General features: G+C 43.9%; 2 protein-coding genes. Both read left to right on the forward strand.

Features of this window, described 5'->3' with window-relative positions; all coding sequences use genetic code 11:
• The coding region (locus tag AB4623_RS23945) for a flagellin (RefSeq protein WP_372147514.1) at positions 1 to 498 on the forward strand (498 nt) is incomplete at its 5' end.
• Positions 499 to 1146: 648 nt separating this feature from the next.
• Positions 1147 to 2277, forward strand: a 1131-nt coding sequence (locus AB4623_RS23950; RefSeq protein ID WP_372135264.1) for a flagellin, incomplete at its 3' end; no start/stop codon positions are given.

Raw genomic sequence — 2277 nt, forward strand, 5'->3', positions numbered from 1 at the left:
AAAGCGGGCGATGATATCGAAGAGCTTGCGACTTACATTAATGGTCAGTCTGATCTTGTGAACGCATCGGTTACTGATGATGGTCGCATTCAACTGTTCGTTGCTGAACCTGACCTTGACGGCCCAATGTCTATCTCTGGTGGTCTAGCGTCTGAGCTAGGTATTAAGAGTGAAGGCCGCGCAACCTCGGTTCAAGATGTTAGCTTAACCAGCGTTGCGGGTTCACAGAACGCGATCAGCGTGATTGATTCTGCAATGAAGTACGTGGATTCACAGCGTGCTGATTTGGGTGCAAAACAGAACCGTCTAAGCCACAGTATTAATAACTTGGCAAACGTACAAGAGAACGTAGACGCTTCAAACAGCCGAATCAAAGATACGGACTTTGCGAAAGAGACGACGCAAATGACCAAATCACAAATTCTGCAACAAGCAGGTACTTCAATACTTGCTCAAGCAAAACAGTTGCCTAACTCTGCAATGTCATTATTGCAATAGTTATTGGTTGAACTTGCTGCTCGTGTTCAGACGTGAGCCATGCAGCAAGGGAAACTGGCAAGCATACTTACTATTGAATGTTTAGCTCTCTCATCTCTCACCTGCTATCCATTTTTGCAGTAAGAATGCAACGGCAAGTCGGAAATGTGTTCATTTCTCGATGATCTCCACACAGGCTCTGACGCGCCAACTAGCCCCGGTTCTCTCAAAGGAAAAGGGGCTTTTTCCTTTCTGTATTTCTTGTTTTTGCTATTTATTTTCCTGTGAACTTTCTCGCACTACCTTTTCCAAATCTCTATTTGATGGTTCTTCTTCACGACAAATAATGTCATCTATTACACAAGATTTGCGTAAGTCAGAGATCTTTGGCGATTGATCATTTCTCGACCTTGAGCCATTTAGACGGCGGTTCGTACGCTTTCTGAACAGGTTAAGATCTTTTTCCAATTGAAATCTATCGCTGTATTAGAAAATGATGAAAATTAAGTTGTTGATAAATATTAGATTAATATTTTTTTTGTGGTTTTTTGAAAGTTTTTCTAAAGCTTCTGATTTTCGCGCCGTTATTAAAAGTAACTTTGAGAGAACTACTTGGTTTTCCGAGACGTCGGAAACCGCTATACCGGAAAATCAATTGGAGAAATCACCATGGCAGTGAATGTAAATACAAACGTTTCAGCGATGACAGCGCAACGTTACCTAAACAACGCAAACAGCGCACAACAAACATCAATGGAGCGTCTAGCTTCTGGCTCAAAAATCAACAGCGCAAAAGATGACGCTGCGGGTCTACAAATCTCGAACCGTTTGAACGTTCAAAGTCGTGGTCTTGATGTTGCTGTACGTAACGCGAACGACGGTATCTCAATTGCACAAACAGCTGAAGGTGCAATGAATGAGACGACTAACATCCTGCAACGTATGCGTGATTTGTCTCTACAATCTTCAAACGGCTCAAACTCAAAATCTGAGCGTGTAGCGATTCAAGAAGAAGTAACAGCGCTGAACGACGAACTGAACCGTATCGCGGAAACGACGTCTTTTGGTGGCAACAAGTTGCTTAACGGTACTCACGGTACTAAATCATTCCAAATCGGTGCAGACAACGGTGAAGCGGTAATGCTTCAACTGAAAGACATGCGCTCTGATAACGCTCAGATGGGTGGTAAGAGCTACCAAACTGAGAACGCGAAAGATAAAGATTGGAACGTTCAAGCAGGCTCTAACGACCTAAAAATGTCGTTCACTGATAACTTCGGTCAAGCACAAGAAATCGACATCAGCGCAAAAGCGGGTGACGACATCGAAGAGCTAGCAACGTACATCAACGGTCAACAAGACTCTGTTAAAGCGTCTGTAACTGAAGACGGTAAGCTACAAATGTTTACTGGTAACAACAAGGTTGAAGGCGAAGTGGCATTCTCTGGCAGCCTGGCTGGCGAACTAGGCATACAACCTGGCAAAGACGTAACGGTTGATACTATCGACGTAACATCAGTTGGCGGCGCACAAGAGTCTGTAGCTATTATCGATGCGGCACTTAAGTATGTAGATAGCCACCGTGCTGAGCTAGGTGCTTTCCAAAACCGTTTCGACCACGCTATCAGCAACTTAGACAACATTAACGAGAATGTTAACGCATCTAAGAGCCGAATTAAAGATACCGACTTCGCGAAAGAAACGACTCAGATGACTAAATCTCAGATCCTTTCTCAAGCTTCAAGCTCGATTCTTGCTCAAGCGAAGCAAGCACCGAACTCGGCACTTAGCCTACTAGGT

It is taken from the genome of Vibrio sp. 10N.222.52.C12 (assembly GCF_041474215.1).
In the GTDB taxonomy this organism is placed as follows: Bacteria; Pseudomonadota; Gammaproteobacteria; order Enterobacterales; family Vibrionaceae; genus Vibrio; species Vibrio crassostreae_C.